Genomic DNA, 16,541 nt, shown 5'->3' with positions numbered 1-16,541 from the left:
GCGTCGACCGCTCCACCATCACCCGCGCGATCACAGAAGTGCGCGCCCTCCTGGCCGAGTGGGGGTGTGCGATCCCCGACCATCCCGGCTTGCGGCTGCGCACGCTGGCCGATGTGTTCGCCTATGCGCCCTCGCCGACCACAAGCGCTGGAAGCAACTGACCCGCTGGACCCACCGGCGAGATGTCCTGTCCGGGGCGAGGGTGTCTGCAGTGACGGTCGGTGCCCGCCCGGCCGTCTGGGCCGCCTTGCGGGCCTCCAGTGCGATGACGTCCTCGTTGAAGGTGACCGCCGCGGGAGCCCGCCGGATCCCGGCCCCCACGTCGCCGTGCTGCTGATGCCGGTGCAGCAACAGCACCTTCATCAGGGCTTTCGTTCCCTCGGCATCGCCGAGGGCCTTCTTGCGGCGGCCCAGAACGCTTCATGGACGGCTGCGAAGGTGCCCTCGGCGCGGGCCTGGTGGAGGGCCTCGGAGCGTTCCAGCGCCCCCGGCTTGGTCAGCAGGGCTTCCAGATAGTGGTCCAGCACGAGGTGCCCGGCGCCACGTTCGGTCAGTCGCCGGTGTCGGGCAATTTCCCGCCGGCCGTCATAGACGGTCAGGTCGTCGCAGGTGAGGGTGGCAGTGACCTTGCGGTCGATGTAGCGGACCGGGACCGAGTACCGGCACATCTTCACGGTGATCAGGCCATCGCGGTCGACACGGGGCGTGAGTGTGATGCCGGTGGTGAACGGATCGTCCGGCAAGGGCAGCAAGTAATTGGCCTCGCGGGTGATGTCCTGCGCGATCGTCCGCATCCTGGCCCCGATTCGCCGCTCGTCCTCCTTCGCCTCGAACTCGGCTAATCGGCCGTTGATTCATCCGGGCTGTCCACCTGCGGCACTGGGGTGAGGTAGTTGCGGTGGAAGTAGCCGACCTGGCCTTCGACGTCGCCCTCCTCATGCGCGCCGCGCAGGCCCGGCTCGCAGTAGAACGGGGTGAATCCGTAGTACGCGTGGAAAGCGGTCCAGCGCGGGTTCTCCTCCCGCGAGCGACTGTGGAAGACCACCTGCTTCACCGCCGGAGTGAGGTTGTCGTAGCGAACTTGGCCGGCCGGCACCCCGCTCAGCGTCGTCAGCGCGTGGACGTGGCCATCAAAGAACGCCTGCTGACCGCACTGACCGCACGATCGTGAGATGCGGTGGACGGCCTTGCCCGAGTAGGCCAGCCGGAAGGCGAACAGATAACAGCGGGTGCGCTGGCCCGCCAAGTCCACGTAGACGTCCCCGAAGTCGACTTCGGCATCCGCGCCGAGCGCGTTGTGCCGGGTCACGAATGCCTCAACGGGTGCTCCGGCTTGGGCGGCGATCTCCTTGCGAGTGGCCGCGACGAAGTCCCGGACCGTCGGATACGGGATCGCCCCGCCGAACTCCTCCTCGATCCGCGCAGTGATCCGCCGCACGGTGTGTCGCTGCTCGCGCGGAGCTTCCAGATCAGTGCGCAGCCAGGCATCGACCGTCTTCTTGTACGGCTCCATTCCGAGGTGACGTCCGCACTGGCCGACGGCGCGGGGTGGGCACCGGGGAGGACAAAGTCTCGCGTACGAGTCGGCGGTGGAGGCCGTACTTCTTCGACAGGGCCCGGATCGACATCTGCCGCTGCCGGCTGCCCCGCCGGATCCGGTCGAACAGCTCTTGCTTGGACAAAGACATCCACGGCACCGCCCCTGCCGGAGACCACAGGAACCGTCTCACCGCAAGAGCCAAGGTGGGGCGACTTCGCCCCGTCACCACCCCTCAATGTACCCGCGAGCCTCAGCAACTGGGGCCGCTCGAAGACGTCATGCCGGGGTCGCTGGACAACGTCACAGCCACCCCGCCGAGATTCACGCCGTGATCCGACGGTATCGGTGCTGGCACGTCAGCAGATAACCCGAGTTTTCCCCCGATGGAGTGGTTTGGCCGGAGTCGGATGATCGTGCGTGTGGGGGCCGTCAACACTCGTGTTTCAGGGTGGCACGGGCCACCGGGGAGGGGGACGGCATGGCCGATGGCACGGTTCTGGTCGCGGTGACGGAGTACCCGGAGGGCGCGGGCGCCACCGCCGGACAACTGGCCCGGATCGCCGAGGGGATCCGGGCGCGAGGCTTCCAGATCCGATGGGTGGTGAGCGTCTCCGATGCCGAGGCGGTACTCAGGACGGAGGCCGGTCTGGCCGCAGCGGTGGTCGCCTGGGATCTTCCGCCCCGAGCCGGAGTTGGAGCGGAGGACGGGCCGGGTGGCGCGCTGGTTCTACGCCGGATCGGGCGTCGGTTCCAGGATCTGCCGGTGTTCCTGGTCATGGCGGAGGAGGGGCTGGGTGAGATTCCGCTGTGGGTGTCGCAGTCGGTGGTGGGATATGTGTGGCCGCTGGAGGACACGCCTGCGTTCATCGCGGGGCGGATCTCCACCGCCGCGCGCGTCTACCAGGAGGCCCTGCTTCCGCCGTTCTTCAAGGCGCTGCGGCGTTTCGACGACGCGCACGAGTATTCATGGCACACCCCGGCGCACTCCGGCGGTGTGGCCTTCCTCAAATCACCCGTGGGGCGGGCCTTCCACGACTACTTCGGGGAGCGGCTGCTGCGCAGCGATCTGTCCATCTCGGTGGAGGCGCTCGGTTCGCTGTTCGAGCACACCGGGCCGATCGGTGAGGCGGAGCGTAATGCGGCTCGGGTCTTCGGCTCCGACCGCACCTACTTCGTCCTGCACGGTGATTCCACCTGTAACCGTCTGGTCGGCCACTTCAGCGTGACCCGCGACGAGATCGCGCTGGTGGACCGCAACTGCCACAAATCGGTGCTGCACGGCCTGGTCGTCTCCGGCGCCCGGCCGGTGTACCTGGTCCCGACCCGCAACGGCTATGGCCTCGCCGGACCGCTGCCACCGGCTGAGATCGCAGCGGACGCGGTGGCGGCGCGCATCGCGGCAAGCCCCCTGACGGAGGACGCGGTGTCGTCGCGTGCCCAGTACGCAGTGTTCACCAACTCCACTTACGACGGCCTGTGTTATGACGCGGTGGTGACTGCCCGGGCCTTCGCTGCCGGCGCCCCTCGGCTGCACTTCGACGAGGCGTGGTTCGCCTATGCCCGCTTCCATCCGCTCTATGCGGGGCGCTATGGCATGTCGGTGGACGAGGAGGCGTTCCCCGGCCCCGACCGGCCGACGGTCTTCGCGACTCAGTCCACCCACAAGCTGCTGGCCGCCCTGTCGCAGGGCGCCATGGTGCACGTCCGGTCCGCGCCGCGGGCGCCGGTGGAGCACGACCGGTTCAACGAGGCACTGATGATGCACGGCACGACGTCGCCGCTGTATCCGATGATCGCCTCGCTGGACGTGGCCACGGCGATGATGGACGGTCCGCAAGGCCAGTGGCTCGTGGACGAGGCAGTGTCGGAGGCGGTCCGCTTCCGGCAGGAGATGGTGCGGCTCGGGCGGCGGATCGGGTCCGCCGGGGACCGGCCGCCCTGGTTCTTCGGGGTGTGGCAGCCGGATGAGGTGACCGATCCCGGCAGCGGGACACGGCTGCCGTTCGACGAGGCCCCGTCTGAGCTGCTGCGGACCGAGCCGTCCTGCTGGCATCTCGACCCCGACGCCGACTGGCACGGCTTCCCCGGTCTGACCGATGGCTACTGCATGCTCGACCCGATCAAGGTCACCCTGACATGTCCGGGACTCGGCGCGACCGGTGCGCTGTGGGACTGGGGTATTCCGGCGCGAGTGCTCACGGCCTATCTGACCACGCGCGGCATCGTCGTGGAGAAGACCGACAGTTACACGACGCTGGTGTTGTTCTCCATGGGCATCACGAAGGGTAAGTGGGGCACGTTGCTGGACGCCCTGATGGACTTCAAGGACCTCTTCGACGGTGACGCTCCGCTGGACCGTGTCCTGCCCGCCCTGGTCGCCGAGCACCCGCGGCGCTACGCGGGACGGAGCCTGCGCGACCTGTGCCAGGAAATGCATGACCACTTGCGCGATGCCCGCCTGGTGGAACTCCTCGACCTGGCCTTTCAGCAGCTTCCGGAACCAGTCGTTCCGCCCCGTCTGTGCTATGAGCGCCTGATCCGTGGCGGCACCGAGCGGATCCCGCTGGCGGACGCACCGGGCCGGGTCGCCGCGGCGATGGTCACGGTCACGCCGCCCGGCATCCCGGTCCTTATGCCAGGCGAGAGCGCCGGGCGGCAAGACGGCCCTCTCCTGCGCTATCTCAGGGCCCTGGAGTCCTTCGACCAGCACTTCCCCGGCTTCGGCAGCGAGACGCACGGAGTGACCCGTGCCCCCGACACCGGCGACTACCTGATCGAGTGTCTGCGTCCGGACCAGCAAGAAGGGCTCACCCGGGCCACGACTCCGGTACAGCGGCGCGGCGCGAAGAGCGCCACAAGAATGGACTGAGACCGCGGCGAAGCGCCCGGAGCCCGTCCGACAGCGGCCAGCCGTAGCCTCCGACCGGAGGCCCCGGGCCCGTGTGCTGCTAGCCGGCGACGATGGCGCCGAGGATCATTCCGCCGATCAGTCCGACGGCACTGACGATCAGGGCGATGGTGGAGAAGCGTTCGTGTCGGGCGAATTTGGCGATGAGGGCGAGGACCAGCCCGCCTAGGCCGAAAACGATCGGCAGGAAGAGGAGGCCGATCGCTCCCAGCACGATCGCGATGTTGCTGAGGACGTTCTCGCTGGCACCGCTCTTGGCCGGGGGGTGGTGCTGCCCGGTCGTCTGGTTGCCGTACTGCGTGGTCATCTCTCGCTCCTGCGGATCGTCGCTCCAGGATCCGGTTCCAAGGCGGCCGGCCCTCCACTGGTCGAATGCCCCGAACTCCCCTGCGCACTCGACGAACTGTCCCCGCCAAGGCAATTGGATATGGCGGTGGGCTGTCAGACAGACGGCAAGGGCTGAGGATGCCGTGGTGTCGTCCCAGCGGACCCGTGGTCGGCAGAAGCCGCGCAACAGCGAGCGCCGTAGCGGCCGAGGTATCTCGCGGGGACAACGGGGTACCGGGCATTGCGCTCGGCCAAGCGGTAGGCGGGCCTCTCATCGGGCGTCTCGCACGGCACCCTTCGGGTCCGGTGACACCACCTCCAGGTCATGCGTTCCACAGAGGGGGAACAGTCATGCCGGGCCCGTAGGCCAGCGGCCCTCCTGCAGGACCGCGAAGAACACAACGGGGGAGCGGACATGCCGACAGCGGTGGACAGCAGGGTGCCGATGAGCGCAGCGCGGCGGTCGGCCAGACCCGGCCCTCGCAAAGTCGCTTGGCACCGTCCAGCCGTCGATTGCGACCATGCCCGGCACCCAGTCCATCGGCCTACGCGGGGATGTCCGCGGAGCGCGGAGAATCCGCCCTGGCCTGCCGCAGGCCCCCCGCGCCGTACAGGGACCTCAGACGCGTACGGCGCTGATGGACAATCCGTTCTGCGCCTGGATTTTCAGCGTCCGCCCGTCCCAGGACACGGGCAACGCGATGGGTGTCGTGTCCACCGGCGAGTCCGCGTCGACAGGATCGGATGTGGCGTCAGCTCCCCAGCGCAGAGTGAACGACGCGTCCTCCCCGACCGTACCCGGGAGCCCTGTACCGACCCAGATGTTTTCCGCACTTTGGTCGTTCACAGTCACCACGAGCTTGCGGCTGGTGAGTTCGTACGATCCAGTGACGTCCCCGTCATCGAGGCTCCACGTGCGGCCGGTGATGCTGATTCGCGTGTACTCGTCGTTGACCTGTCCCTTGGGGAGGATGGTCAGGTCCCAAGAACCACGCGCGAACGCCGCGATCGCCGCTCCGGTGACCGTGGCCCGGACGGACTTGCTGCCTTCGGGGTTCGTCGTGCCGTCGCCGCTCTTCTTCCCGCCGCAAGCGGTCAGTACGAGCGTCACCAGTCCCAGGCCTGTATACCTCAAGGCGTTCCGTCTGCCGACCGTCTTCTCTACCTGTCCGTACCACCCATTGAGCACCGCGTCGCTCTCCCTTACTCGCTTCAACCGGATTTCCTCTACTTCACCTCCCGTGTGCCGCAAACCAGAGTCTGACGTATAGGCAGGTACTTCGGCGGCAGCTTTCCGATACTGGGGTGCGAGATGTCTCCACCAGGTGAGGGCGACGGAGGAACCGCATCGACCTGCGGAAATGGTTACGTGGCAAACGCATCGGAGTACGCGTCGCGAACACGGGAACCGAGCCAAGCAAACGATTGGACCGCCGCCGCTGGGGCCTGGCCTTCCTCGGCCTCGCCGCCGTCCTGTGCTGATACAAACGCCTCGTCCGCCTCACCACGTAGGACACCGTCTCGGCGTACTGCGCTTCGCTTCAACAGTCGGGGTGTGGCAGTGCGCAGGCCAGTGCGTGGGCGCGTGCCTGCAGTGAGGCCTCGTGATCGGACCCGCTCGTTAGGGCTCCGCACGCCTCCGGGCGAGGAAGCAGAGGCTCACCACGCTCGCGAACGCCGTGTACGCCGAGTACGCGATGACTTGCCCGGCGTGTCCGGTCGCTGCTGCAAGGTGGGGAGCCGTTCCGCCGAACACCGAGACGGTCAGGCCGTAGGGGAGCCTGATGCCCGTGGCCCGTGTCCCGGTCGGGAACTCCTCCGCCATGATCTGCGGGATCGAGGTGTCTTCCATGGTGGGAGCGGAGACGTAGCTACGGGACTCCATGTCCTGTGCCGCTGCCGTGAGGTCACCGTCGACCAGCCGAGGGATCACCTCATGCAGCAGGTGGCGGACTCGGCGAAGAGCCTGTCCCGGATCTCGCCGACCGCTTCCGTCGCGGTCAGTGCCACCGGCCGCTGGGCGAGGATCGGGCCGTCGTCGATGCCCGGCATGGTGATCAACGCATTGACACCGGCGTCCCGTTCGCCGTTACGCGCCATCCAGAAGAAGGGAGCGAGACCCGCGTAGCGGGGAAGCGGGCCCGGGTGGAAATTGACCACCGCGCGACGGGGGACCACCAGCACTGGCTCACACAGGATCTGCTGGAAGTTCGCGATCAGCAGGTAATCCGGGTCCAGTTCCTTGAGGGCGACGACCGTATCGGAAGAGTTGACGCTCTGTGGCCGCAGCAGCGGAACACTCGCCGCGTCGGCCTGCGCCGCCAGATCGACAAAGTGGCCCTGTGAGTCCTGACGGGGGGTGGGGGGACATGCCGTCGTGGAGTACGGCCGACGGGTGCGGCCGGGCACCATCGATCGGCTGATGACTGGTGGAGTAGCCACGGGCGGCGGCGGGGCGCGCTGTCGAGAAGTCCGGGAAAATGCTGCGTAAGGAACTGTGGAACGCGCCCATCCATACCACGCTGACGCTGACAAGCACCTGCGCGGCAGTGCCGCAGCGACCTTTTCTTCTTGCCTGCTTCCGGCCGGCTTTCGCTCGGTCCGCCTACCGCCCCGCTCAGCGGGCTCAGCCCCGCTGGGCAGGCAGCCGGTTGAGCGGGGACGTGAGACCTGAGGCTGAGATGCCCCATCCTGCGGAGGTAGGACTAACTACCGCTGCAGGTGGACGAGTTGTAGTCGGTCGGCAGCCTACAGTCCGGTGCCATGAACATCACCCACAGTGCCACCGCCGGCACCTTGCTCGGTCTGACATTGACCCTCGTGTTCCAGGGCCCGGGCGTCGCCGTGGCCGCCCCCGCTCCTACGCCCGTGATCTCCGCCCGGAACACGGCAGACTCGGAGGTCTCGTTGCCGCGGCCCGAGGGCCGGTATGCAGTGGGGAGACAGGTGCTACATCTGTCCGACCACGGGCGCCGGGACCCGTGGGTGCCCTCGGGCTACAGGGAGCTGATGGTGTCAGTGCATTATCCGGCCCGTGGTGGAAGGAGTGCTCCGGCGGCTTACATGACCCGGGAGGAGGCCCGGCTGCTGCTGGAGGCGCGTGGTCTGGCCGGAGCCGTGCCCGCCGAAGTCGTGAGCGGTGTGCGTACCCACGCGCGCGCTGATGCCCGTCCGGCGCACGGCCGCTTCCCTCTGGTGTTGCTGTCACCGGGCTTTTCCATGCCACGCACCACACTCACCGTCCTGGCCGACGATCTGGCCAGTCGCGGGTACGTCGTCGCCACCGTGGACCACGCCTATGAGTCCGTCGGCACGTCCTTTCCCGGCGGCCGGGTGCTCACCTGCCGAGCGTGCGACCAAGTCCTCACGGACGCGGAGCGGGCACAGGTGGTCAGAGGCCGAGCCCGTGACCTCTCCTTCGTGCTCGACCAACTGACAACGTATCGAGCACCCACGGACACCTCCAACGGACCAGAAGGTTTCTCCTACGCGCGCATGGTGGACGCCCGGAGGATCGGCGTGGCCGGGCACTCCATCGGTGGCGCGGCCGCCGCTGCGCTCATGGCGCACGACGGCCGTGTGAGGGCAGGCGTGAATCTGGATGGCGACTTCTTCGTCCCGTCCGCCGGGGCAGGCCTGGAGGGGCGGCCGTTCATGATGATGGGCGCCCGGGCCACCCACAGCCCCGCAAGCCCGGACAGCGACTGGCGGGGCACCTGGGCCCGCATGGACGGCTGGAAGCGCTGGCTGACGGTGGCCGGGGCGGAACACTTCACCTTCACCGACCTGCCGGTCCTGGCCGACCGACTGGGCCTGTCCGATCCCGCAGCGCCGCTCTCGGGTGAACGCTCCTGGCAGCTGACACGCGACTACACGGCCGCTTTCTTCGACACGCACTTGCGCGGCCTGTCACGCCCCCTACTCGATGGTCCTTCGGCCGATCGGCCAGAAATCGCCTTCCCGCAGGTGTAACAGCAGTTGCGCGAGAACTGGCCGCTACGGGACCGCAACGCCGATCCCAGCTCTGTCGAGCATCGTCGCCCGGCATGTGCCCGCATGCCCGAGAACGAGGCCGGGCATGCGGGCATACGCCGGAGAGAGGGTGGGCAAGCGCGGTCCTGTGCCGGTCAGCTGGGAGCGATACGGCTGAGGTGCTCCCAGGACCGGTGCAGATCCGCTTGGGCCTGGTCCGTCTGCACCACATGGACGCAGGGCTGGCTGCCGACGATCAGTCGCCGGGGCGGGTCCGGCAGCGCGGCTCCCAGTAGACCTCCGGGGCGGCGGGCACGACCGCGTCGACGGACGCCGTGGTCCAGAGCGAGGTCGGCAACCTCGGCCCGGCCGGTGCCGAAGCGGGCCTCGATCGACTGCGGGATGGCGCAGGCGGACACGTGCTCCGTAGCGGCAGGACGTGTGTGGCCGGTCGGACCGGAGAGAGGCGATCACCGTCATGGTCCGCGCCGCCGTCGCCCATTACAACGCCGGCCGCGCCACCCACGGCGAATACGTCCTGCGCTCCCTGGATACGGCTGTGGACACTCCTTCACGCGCCGGCCAGGCAATCGAAGCCACGGTCTGCACGTCTCCCGTCCGTTCCCGCATCATCAGACCCCTCGCACTGCGCTTGACCACCGCCCTCGTCCACGCGCGCCACCGACGTGCTGCAGGCGACCCGGACGCTTACGCCGACTTTGCTTCCTCACTGTTCAGCCTTGGCACTCTCAAACTAGGGACGGGACGGCAGGCGGAGGCTCTGGCTCCCCTTGAACAGGCGGTGGGGATCCAGCGTCGGCTCGCGGCGGCCGACCCGGCTACCGACGAACCCGAACTCGCCGCCTCACTGTCCGGACTCGGCGACCTCATGGCGCGAGCGGGGAGGTCGGCGGAGGCTCTGTCCGCCCTTGAGCAGGCGATGGACATCCACCGTCGGCTCGCGGTGGATGCTCCGGCCGCCCCCGAACCCGTCCTGATGGGCTGTGTCACCTCGCGGCGGTGGTGTCCACCAGGTGCTGCGTCTGGGCGGCCGGTGCGCCGGTGCGTTCGGTTTCGTCCTGTACGAGCAGGGAGAGCAGCGAGGCCACGGGCAGGCCGGCTTCGGCGGGATGGCGCAGCACCTTGTCCGGATCGATGCGGTAGGTATTCGTACGTCCTTCACGGGTGTGTGTGAGGTACCCCTCCTGCTTCAGGTCGGAGATGATCCTCGACACGGCACGCTCGGTGAGCCGGCAGTGGGCGGCGATCTCGCGGATGCGGATGTTCGGGTTGTCGGCGATGGCTGCCAGCACGCGCGCGTGACTGGTGATGAACGTCCATCCGGTGTGGGACTCAGGTACTGCGGCCATGCCCAGCATTTTAGGGGACGCTTGTTGCCGGACACGTGTTACATGACATAAGTTTCCTGTAACTGATGACGTGCTCCCATACGGGAGAATCACAGAAGGAGCCCGAGGTGCCCGGGAACGAGGCGGCCTTGCCCACGCTCGCGAGCAGCACCAGCGCGACGCTGGCGCCGGAGCAGATCACTCCGCGCACCTCCTACGGTCTCGAGGTGCGGTGGTACGAGTACCGCGGAACCTGCGTGATCGTTGCTGCCGGCGAGTACGACATGGGCTCGGTCACCCCGCTGCAAGAGGCGCTGCACACCGCGGCGAAGCGGTACCCGAAAGTCGTCCTTGAGACCTCCGGCGTCACCTTCGCCGACTCATCATTCTTGGACCTGCTTCTCCTCACCCACCAGATGGGGACGCTGCGTCTTGTCGCCCCCTCGGCACAGGTGCGACGCCTGTGTGAGCTCACTGGCGTCGACAGCGTCCTGGTGATCAGGCAGACGATTGAAGATGCGACTGCCGCGTGACGACCCCCGCGCAGCAGCGTGATGCCGGGTTGCATGCCGGAGCCGGGACGAACCCGGCCGAGCGCGGTGCATCGCCTCACTACAAGCGCGCACACGCCGAAAGCGCAGGGAAGGCCAGGCCGCTCCCGGCCCCCTCAACACTCTGTGTGCCCACTTCAGGGGGCGGTGGGGGGTGAGTGTGGGGCGTCGGGGGGCCTGCCGACCCGACCTGCGACGGTGGGAATCTTGTCGGGCAGTGGCACGAGTCGTTGTGACATCGTCGCGATTTCCGCCGGTCAGCGACACCGTGAGCGGAAGGCGGCCCTGTCCGTCGACGATGAGGTGGTGCTTGCTGCCCGGCGGTGCGCGGTGGGCCAGGCTGGGCCCGCTTATGGGTCCCGTCGGGCGGCCCGCACGTGCGAGGAGTCGATCACCGTCCGGTCTCAGTCCAGCCGGTTCTTACGAGCTGGTGCGTGATAGCGGTTGAGGGGTGAGGGCGCGAGGGTGGGATGATCCAGCCCGTGGTGATCATGGCCAACCGGGACATCCTCGCGCATCAGGTGTTCACAGGTATCTCCCGGCAGCATCTGGCTTGCTTGGTGGAGGAGTTGGCCGGCCCGTGGCAGGCCGTGGTCGAGGGGCACCGTTGCACGGCACGCGGCGGGGCCAGGAAACGTGAGGCGGGGGCCGGTGCCAGGCATCGGCCGGTGTTCGTCGACCGGCTGGTCGTCACGCTGATCGACCTGCGGCACGATCTCCCGCACTCCGTCCTCGCCCTGTTGTCCGGTGCCGACCGTTCCACTGTCACCCGTGCGATCGGAGAGATACGCGGGCTCCTGGCTGAACGTGGATGTGCGGTCCCCGACCGTCCTGGCCTGCGGCTGCGGACCCTGGCGGATGTGTTCGCCTATGCCCGGGCCGAGGGCATCGAGCTGCGGCTGGACGCCACCGAGGTCCAGGCCCGCCGGCCCGCAGCCGGTCCCGGCGGACGACGCGCGTTCGTCTCGGGCAAGAAGAAGAACACCATGAAGGCCACCGTCATCGCCGACCATCAGGGCCACACACTCTAAACCGATGCTCTGCGCCCAGGGCGGATGCACGATGCGGCTGCCGCACGCAACGCAGGCATCGCCGTCTGCTTCCAGCGCCTTCCGGAGGTGGAAGTGCTCCTGGACGACGGCTATCTCGGGCTCCGACGCGACCATCCTGGCCAAGCGGTCACACCGCCCAGAAAGCCGAACAAGATCGCCTCCAGCGGGTCGTACGGGGCGGTCTCCGGCGCGGCGGTGACGGAGTTCGGCGGGGCCGGTCGGGGCCCGGCGGTCGACGCCCCCCGTCTCGGGCACATGCGGACTCCGTACCGGATGATTCGAAAAAGGGTTCGATCTTGATGGAGGGTGAGGAGGTGACAGGCATGGCTGAGACCAACGGCGACCGCGACCTTCCGGCATGTCCTCAGTGAGGCCGACTCTCCCGCGCAACATCAGCAGCTCCTCGCCCTGCACTCGCGGTTCACCCCGGCCGTGCAGCCTCTGCCGCCCACCGCGGCGCTCGCCCGGGTCGGGGGAGCCCTGCGGGTGCACGGCTGCATGCCCGCCGAGCTTGCGACCCGCTTCCGGTCCCAGGCCCTGGCCTGCTACGGCCTGGACACCCGCGTCGGCATCGGCATTAACCGCACCGTCGCCGTCATGGCCTACCCGCGCCGGAGGGCCCGGCGTCCTGTACGTACCCGCTGCGGAGACCGCGGCCTGGCTGTCTGCTGCCGGTCGCCGCGCTCCACGGCATCGCCCGCGAGCACGCCGGCGCGCTCGCTGACTACGGGATCACCGCGATCGGCCGCCTGGCCGCCGTCCCCGAGGGCATCGTGCAGCGCATCGTCAGAGGCAGAGCGGGCCGTCTGCTGCACCAGCGGGCCCGCGGCATCGACCCCCACCCGATCCTGGTCGGGCGCATGCCGGAGTCCACCAGCGCACAGCACACCTTCGAGCGCGACGTGATCGACCACGACCTCATGCGGGCCGTCGTCTCCCGCCTGACCACCACCCTCGGCACCCGGCTCCCTGGACAGGCCGCCGCACCGGTGACCCTGCTCCTGTGCTTCACCGGCGGGAGCGACCTGAGTAAAACCCGGCGCCTGCCGGAGCCCTCGGAACCCACCGAGGACCTGCGAAACACGTGTTACCGCACCCCGCGCATCACCGTTGTCGCCGAGGATCTGCTCGCCGACGCCCCCATCCGGATCAGCCTCGACCTCTCACGCGAGGCGCGGCTGCGCGCCGAGCCCGCCATGGACCGGCTCGCCGAGCGGTTCACCGGCCTGCGCATCGGGTCCGCCTCGGCCTTCCAGCGCGTCAGCAGACCAGCATAAGCGAGCACCCTCCCTCGACTCGACCGGCCCGGACGTCGACGTGACCCTCCGCTACACCGGTGTGCTGGGCGAGGAACGCAGTCCGCAGGAGCGGAGGGATCGCGGTGACGACATCCGTCAGGACGGCGGTGAGCATGGGGCAGGGGCGGACATGCCCGCCCCTGCCCCGGACCGCCTGACCCGGGAGCCGGGGAAGGCGCAGCACTATGCCTTCGACTCACTGGTGTGGGAGGGCCGGGCGACGCCTCACAACGCGGCGGCGGTGGCTGTGGCCTCTTGCCAGGGCAGCGTCGGACTGATCGAGCGACAGCACTGGTCATTCCGGGAGTATGGAGCGGGTCCGGAGCCAGTAGGAGCGGGTCGCGACTATCAGGGCGACCCCGTAGACGGCGAACGCGGCCAGGCCGATCCAGGCGACCAGCAACGCATCGCTCGCAGAGGGGAAGTCGCCGCGTCCCAGCGTGACTACGCCGGCCGTGGCCAGGGCTGCGTAGCCGACCCCGAAGACCCCGTACGGAGCCAGGGTGGCAGCGCCGATCAAGGCCGGGGCCAAGAGGAGCCAGCGGGGGACGCGCCGACCGCGCAGCCACAGCGTCCAGCGTGGAAAGGCCAGGCCCCACGGACGGACCAGGCCCCACAGCAGGAAGACGCCGAGCGCGGCCAGCAGCACGGTGGCGTCCAATCCCCAGGACTCCAGGGTGAGCCAGATTCCCGACGCATCGTTGCGCTTGGAGATGGCGAGCATTTCCTCGCCGGAGATCCCGGCGAAGGTGCCGCCGGATGTCCAGGTGAGCTTCATCACCGCGTAGGGGAGGAAGGCCACTGTCCCGGCGCAGGCGGTGAGTTGCACCGGCCGGGACGCGGCTGACGATGCTACTACGAGGGTCGCGTCGGGCGGGCGGCGGACGGATCGGGCGGTGGTAGCGAGCAGCAGGGCCCCAGCCGCCGCCAGTACGTGATGGGCGGCGGCCACCCCGCTGTCCACTCCCTGGCCGAATACCAGCGTCACGATGTCCATCAGCAGGCCGAACGCGCCGATCCCTGCCAGCACGCAGCACACCCACAGCAGCACCCGCAGAGTTGGACACAGCCCCAACCGCGCCACCGCACCACATGCCACAGCTCCCACCGCGACGGCCCCCCAGCCCAGCTCCGGGGGCCCCGGGTGGTCGCCGCCCAGGTAGAACAGCGGCGTGTTGCTGAGTGCGCATGCCAGGCCGAAGCAGGCGTACACCACCGCCCACACCAACGTGGCCCGGCCCACCCAGCCTGGCCATCGCTGCCACCGCGTCCGCGAATGCGCTCTCATCGTCTCTGTCACACCGTCCATGCACCGAACATCGCACCGACCGCAGCGGCGCGACATCAACTGCCAGAACGATCCGCGTCCCTCTCTCGGGTGAGCACCTTCTACGACCCAGGAACGCCTAAAATGGATCTTTGTGGTCAGTCCGCCGCGGGAGCGGCCGGTGGCATGGTCGGCCGGTTCGCCGGGCGGGGCCCTTTTTGCGGGCCCCGGCGGCGTGTTGGTGGGCGCGGACGATCGCGGAGTCCACCGAGACGGCCCAGTTGAGGTCCTCGTCTGCATCGGCTTGGGCCATCGACGCGGTGAAGACCGTGCCCACGTGCCGTCGACGGCCCACATCCGCGGGCGGTTGTAGACGCCTCGCCAGTTGCCGTACCGCTCCGGCAGGTGAACCCACTGGGTTCCGGTCCGGAACTTGAGGGCGATCGCGTCGATCACCTCACGGTGGTCTGGCCACCGGCCGCCCCGCTTCGGCGTCCGGTCCGGGAGTAACGGCTCAATCCGTGCCCACTGCGCGTCAGCCAACGACACACCCGGACCAACGACCGACTGATCTAAATGAAACTGCCTAAGCTAGGCGGCCCGGCTGAAAGAACTGTATGAACCCTGGGGGTGTGCGGGCAGGGCGGCCGCCGCGACAGGCCCGCTCAGCCGGGCGGGCAGCAAGTGCTCGGGCACCAGCAGCCGCGCCAACTGGGCGATCTGCTCCAAGTCGTGGCGGTAATGCGGCGGCTGCTCGCGCAGCCGCCGCTGGATCGCCCAGAACCGGGCGGCCTCCTGATCGGTGTAAGGGCGATGGTGCTCGGCAACCAGCACCTGGAGCGCGCACCGGCCGCGACCACGCCCTTCCCGGACGCGCGCTCGTTGCGGTACGCCACGCTGCCCCCGCGCCGCATCAACGTCATCAGGGTCGACCACCGGCACGCGCTCGGCGGACGCCACCGCCAGCGCCGTGAGGCGCTCATAGTGCCCGTCAGCGCTGGTGAATCGGCCCGCTGCGCCCAGCTGCAGTAGCTGCGCGCAGCGATCGGTGGTGTCCTGGCGGGAGTCGGCCGCCCACACGGTGAGCACCACCGACTCCGCGCGGTATCCGGCCTGCCGATACAGCAGCACGGCGTTGACGAACGCGGCCGCGGCGGAGGGGGCAATCTCGATGACCGCGTCGCTGCGCCGCTCGCGTACGTACTGTTCGGCCAGGGCCTGCCAGGCCCGGTAGTCCGCGCGGATGCGGGTGCCGGCGGTGCGGGCTCTTGCTGGATGAGTCGGTGGTAGTCGGGGTGGGCTGTTTTGACGTCGTCGCCGTTGATCCGGGTGGGCCGAGCGCGCAGGGAGCGCAGAATCATCCGCATCAGGTTCGTCCTGCCGGGCCCGGGCTGCCCCGTGAGGTAGACACGACGGGCCTCTCCTGCTTGCGGGCTGGTGTGCCCGGCGAGGCCCGGCAGGCAGGATGTCGAAGGTTCACCGGTGTTCCTCGCCGGTCAGCCGGTGGTGTCGACGACGGGCGCCTCACTCCGGGGCTGGGCGATCCGCCGGACCGGAACCGCCCAAGCGGCGGCGCGTTCGGCGTCGCGCCGTACGGCAAGGGACCGGTCCTCGGGCGGTGGCGGATCATGGGTGCGCCGGTCGCATCGGCGAGCTGACGGCGGAAAGCCGATCTCATCGACTCGCCGTCCCGCACGGGCCGCCGCCGGGCGGTGGCGCGCGGGCAGATCCTCGGCCTCAGAGGCTATCCCTCCGCTTCCTTTGCGTACTCCTGTGCCATGCCTCCCGCGAAGTCGTACAGAACGACCGGGGCGTCGCCAACGACCCAGGCATCGTGACCGGGGGAGCACACGAAGACATCGCCTGGTCCGACTTCGGTTTCGGCTCCATCGTCCATGCGAAGGCGCATCCGCCCCTCGACGACGTAGCCGTTGTGGTGGATCTGGCAACTCTCGGTCCCCGCGAGCGGAGCCACGGACTCGGACCAGCGCCAGCCGGGTTCAAAGGTGCCCACGGCGAAGTCGAGTCCCGTGAGATGAACAGCTTCGAGGTGACCGCGGGGGAAGTCTCGCCGCTCGTCCGGCTTCTGGACCGTCTTGACCTCCATCATGACGACTTCCTCCATTCGGGCTCTGCCCATGATCTGGAGTCAGTCGTTGCCGCCGCGGGGTCCACGGTCGACATCACCAGCTGACCCCTTGCTCCCATCGTCTGCCTCTCGATCGGAGAGCGCCACTGGGGGTTTTCCGGGGCGCGATGGTGTTATCCACAGGCGCC

At 68.8% G+C, this 16,541-nt stretch carries 14 protein-coding genes and 6 pseudogenes; 8 read left to right on the top strand and 12 right to left on the bottom strand.

Going from position 1 to position 16,541, the window contains the following annotated elements:
* Window positions 1-128, top strand: a pseudogene (locus tag RIF68_RS02150) (IS5/IS1182 family transposase); the annotation flags it as partial.
* Window positions 129-362: 234 nt separating this feature from the next.
* On the opposite strand, the gene RIF68_RS02145 reads toward RIF68_RS02150, so the two are convergent.
* Both RIF68_RS02145 and RIF68_RS02140 read right to left on the bottom strand, forming a co-directional pair.
* The gene (locus tag RIF68_RS02145) at window positions 363-794 is read right to left on the bottom strand and encodes a hypothetical protein (RefSeq protein WP_309049352.1); all 432 of its coding nucleotides are present in this window, start codon (window positions 792-794) and stop codon (window positions 363-365) included.
* 44 nt (window positions 795-838) lie between these two features.
* Window positions 839-1,513 (bottom strand): hypothetical protein, encoded by a 675-nt coding sequence (locus RIF68_RS02140; RefSeq protein WP_076682049.1) that lies wholly within the window; start codon window positions 1,511-1,513, stop codon window positions 839-841.
* 505 nt (window positions 1,514-2,018) lie between these two features.
* Here RIF68_RS02140 and RIF68_RS02135 point away from each other — a divergent pair.
* Window positions 2,019-4,409: an Orn/Lys/Arg decarboxylase N-terminal domain-containing protein gene (locus RIF68_RS02135; protein ID WP_309049351.1), complete on the top strand. Its 2,391-nt coding sequence runs from the start codon at window positions 2,019-2,021 to the stop codon at window positions 4,407-4,409.
* Window positions 4,410-4,488: 79 nt separating this feature from the next.
* On the opposite strand, the gene RIF68_RS02130 is transcribed toward RIF68_RS02135, so the two are convergent.
* Together RIF68_RS02130 and RIF68_RS02125 are read right to left on the bottom strand one after the other, a co-directional pair.
* On the bottom strand, window positions 4,489-4,755 hold the full coding sequence (locus RIF68_RS02130; protein WP_076682045.1) for a hypothetical protein: 267 nt from the start codon (window positions 4,753-4,755) through the stop codon (window positions 4,489-4,491).
* 639 nt (window positions 4,756-5,394) lie between these two features.
* Window positions 5,395-5,991 carry a hypothetical protein gene (locus RIF68_RS02125; protein ID WP_309049350.1) on the bottom strand — a complete coding sequence of 199 codons (597 nt, stop codon included), beginning with the start codon at window positions 5,989-5,991 and terminating at the stop codon, window positions 5,395-5,397.
* 125 nt (window positions 5,992-6,116) lie between these two features.
* Between RIF68_RS02125 and RIF68_RS02120 the strand changes: the two are divergent.
* Window positions 6,117-6,257, top strand: a pseudogene (locus RIF68_RS02120) (IS5/IS1182 family transposase); the annotation flags it as partial.
* 139 nt (window positions 6,258-6,396) lie between these two features.
* On the opposite strand, the gene RIF68_RS02115 reads toward RIF68_RS02120, so the two are convergent.
* Together RIF68_RS02115 and RIF68_RS02110 are read right to left on the bottom strand one after the other, a co-directional pair.
* A complete protein-coding gene (locus RIF68_RS02115) occupies window positions 6,397-6,660 on the bottom strand; it encodes a hypothetical protein (protein WP_309049349.1) in 264 nt (87 codons plus the stop codon).
* 44 nt (window positions 6,661-6,704) lie between these two features.
* Window positions 6,705-7,187 (bottom strand): formyltransferase family protein, encoded by a 483-nt coding sequence (locus tag RIF68_RS02110; protein ID WP_309049348.1) that lies wholly within the window; start codon window positions 7,185-7,187, stop codon window positions 6,705-6,707.
* Window positions 7,188-7,538: 351 nt separating this feature from the next.
* Here RIF68_RS02110 and RIF68_RS02105 point away from each other — a divergent pair, with 351 nt between their 5' ends.
* Entirely contained in the window at window positions 7,539-8,747 is a 1,209-nt protein-coding gene (locus tag RIF68_RS02105) for an alpha/beta hydrolase (protein ID WP_076682039.1), read from the top strand.
* Window positions 8,748-8,902: 155 nt separating this feature from the next.
* Here RIF68_RS02105 and RIF68_RS02100 read toward each other — a convergent pair whose 3' ends face one another.
* A complete protein-coding gene (locus RIF68_RS02100; RefSeq protein WP_076682037.1) occupies window positions 8,903-9,166 on the bottom strand; it encodes a hypothetical protein in 264 nt (87 codons plus the stop codon).
* Between the two features lie 59 nt (window positions 9,167-9,225).
* Here RIF68_RS02100 and RIF68_RS36405 point away from each other — a divergent pair.
* A pseudogene (locus RIF68_RS36405) lies at window positions 9,226-9,696 on the top strand (tetratricopeptide repeat protein); the annotation flags it as partial.
* Between the two features lie 58 nt (window positions 9,697-9,754).
* Here the strand turns inward: RIF68_RS36405 and RIF68_RS02095 are convergent.
* Window positions 9,755-10,117, bottom strand: coding sequence for a helix-turn-helix domain-containing protein (locus tag RIF68_RS02095; RefSeq protein WP_076688374.1), 363 nt, complete (start codon window positions 10,115-10,117; stop codon window positions 9,755-9,757).
* Window positions 10,118-10,224: 107 nt separating this feature from the next.
* On the opposite strand from RIF68_RS02095, the gene RIF68_RS02090 reads away from it, so the two are divergent.
* The 3 genes and pseudogenes from RIF68_RS02090 (at window position 10,225) to RIF68_RS02075 (ending at window position 12,976) form a co-directional block, all read left to right on the top strand.
* A complete protein-coding gene (locus RIF68_RS02090; RefSeq protein WP_076682033.1) occupies window positions 10,225-10,629 on the top strand; it encodes an STAS domain-containing protein in 405 nt (134 codons plus the stop codon).
* Between the two features lie 509 nt (window positions 10,630-11,138).
* Window positions 11,139-11,846 (top strand): annotated as a pseudogene (locus RIF68_RS02080) (transposase family protein); the annotation flags it as partial.
* A 626-nt stretch (window positions 11,847-12,472) separates the two neighbouring features.
* A complete protein-coding gene (locus tag RIF68_RS02075) occupies window positions 12,473-12,976 on the top strand; it encodes a hypothetical protein (RefSeq protein ID WP_309049347.1) in 504 nt (167 codons plus the stop codon).
* A 316-nt stretch (window positions 12,977-13,292) separates the two neighbouring features.
* Here RIF68_RS02075 and RIF68_RS02070 read toward each other — a convergent pair whose 3' ends face one another.
* From RIF68_RS02070 to RIF68_RS02055, 4 genes and pseudogenes are all read right to left on the bottom strand, one after another.
* Window positions 13,293-14,048, bottom strand: coding sequence for a hypothetical protein (locus RIF68_RS02070; RefSeq protein WP_309049353.1), 756 nt, complete (start codon window positions 14,046-14,048; stop codon window positions 13,293-13,295).
* Between the two features lie 555 nt (window positions 14,049-14,603).
* Window positions 14,604-14,813 (bottom strand): annotated as a pseudogene (locus tag RIF68_RS36400) (transposase); the annotation flags it as partial.
* 42 nt (window positions 14,814-14,855) lie between these two features.
* Window positions 14,856-15,625: pseudogene (locus RIF68_RS02060) on the bottom strand (zeta toxin family protein).
* A gap of 383 nt (window positions 15,626-16,008) precedes the next feature.
* On the bottom strand, window positions 16,009-16,374 hold the full coding sequence (locus RIF68_RS02055; RefSeq protein ID WP_076682023.1) for a cupin domain-containing protein: 366 nt from the start codon (window positions 16,372-16,374) through the stop codon (window positions 16,009-16,011).
* Window positions 16,375-16,541: the final 167 nt, after the last annotated feature.

The sequence above is a fragment of the Streptomyces sp. genome, from assembly GCF_031178505.1.
Lineage (GTDB): Bacteria > Actinomycetota > Actinomycetes > Streptomycetales > Streptomycetaceae > Streptomyces > Streptomyces gulbargensis.
The sequence above is the reverse complement of the archived record's forward strand: the minus strand, read 5'-3'. Positions and strand labels throughout refer to the sequence as shown.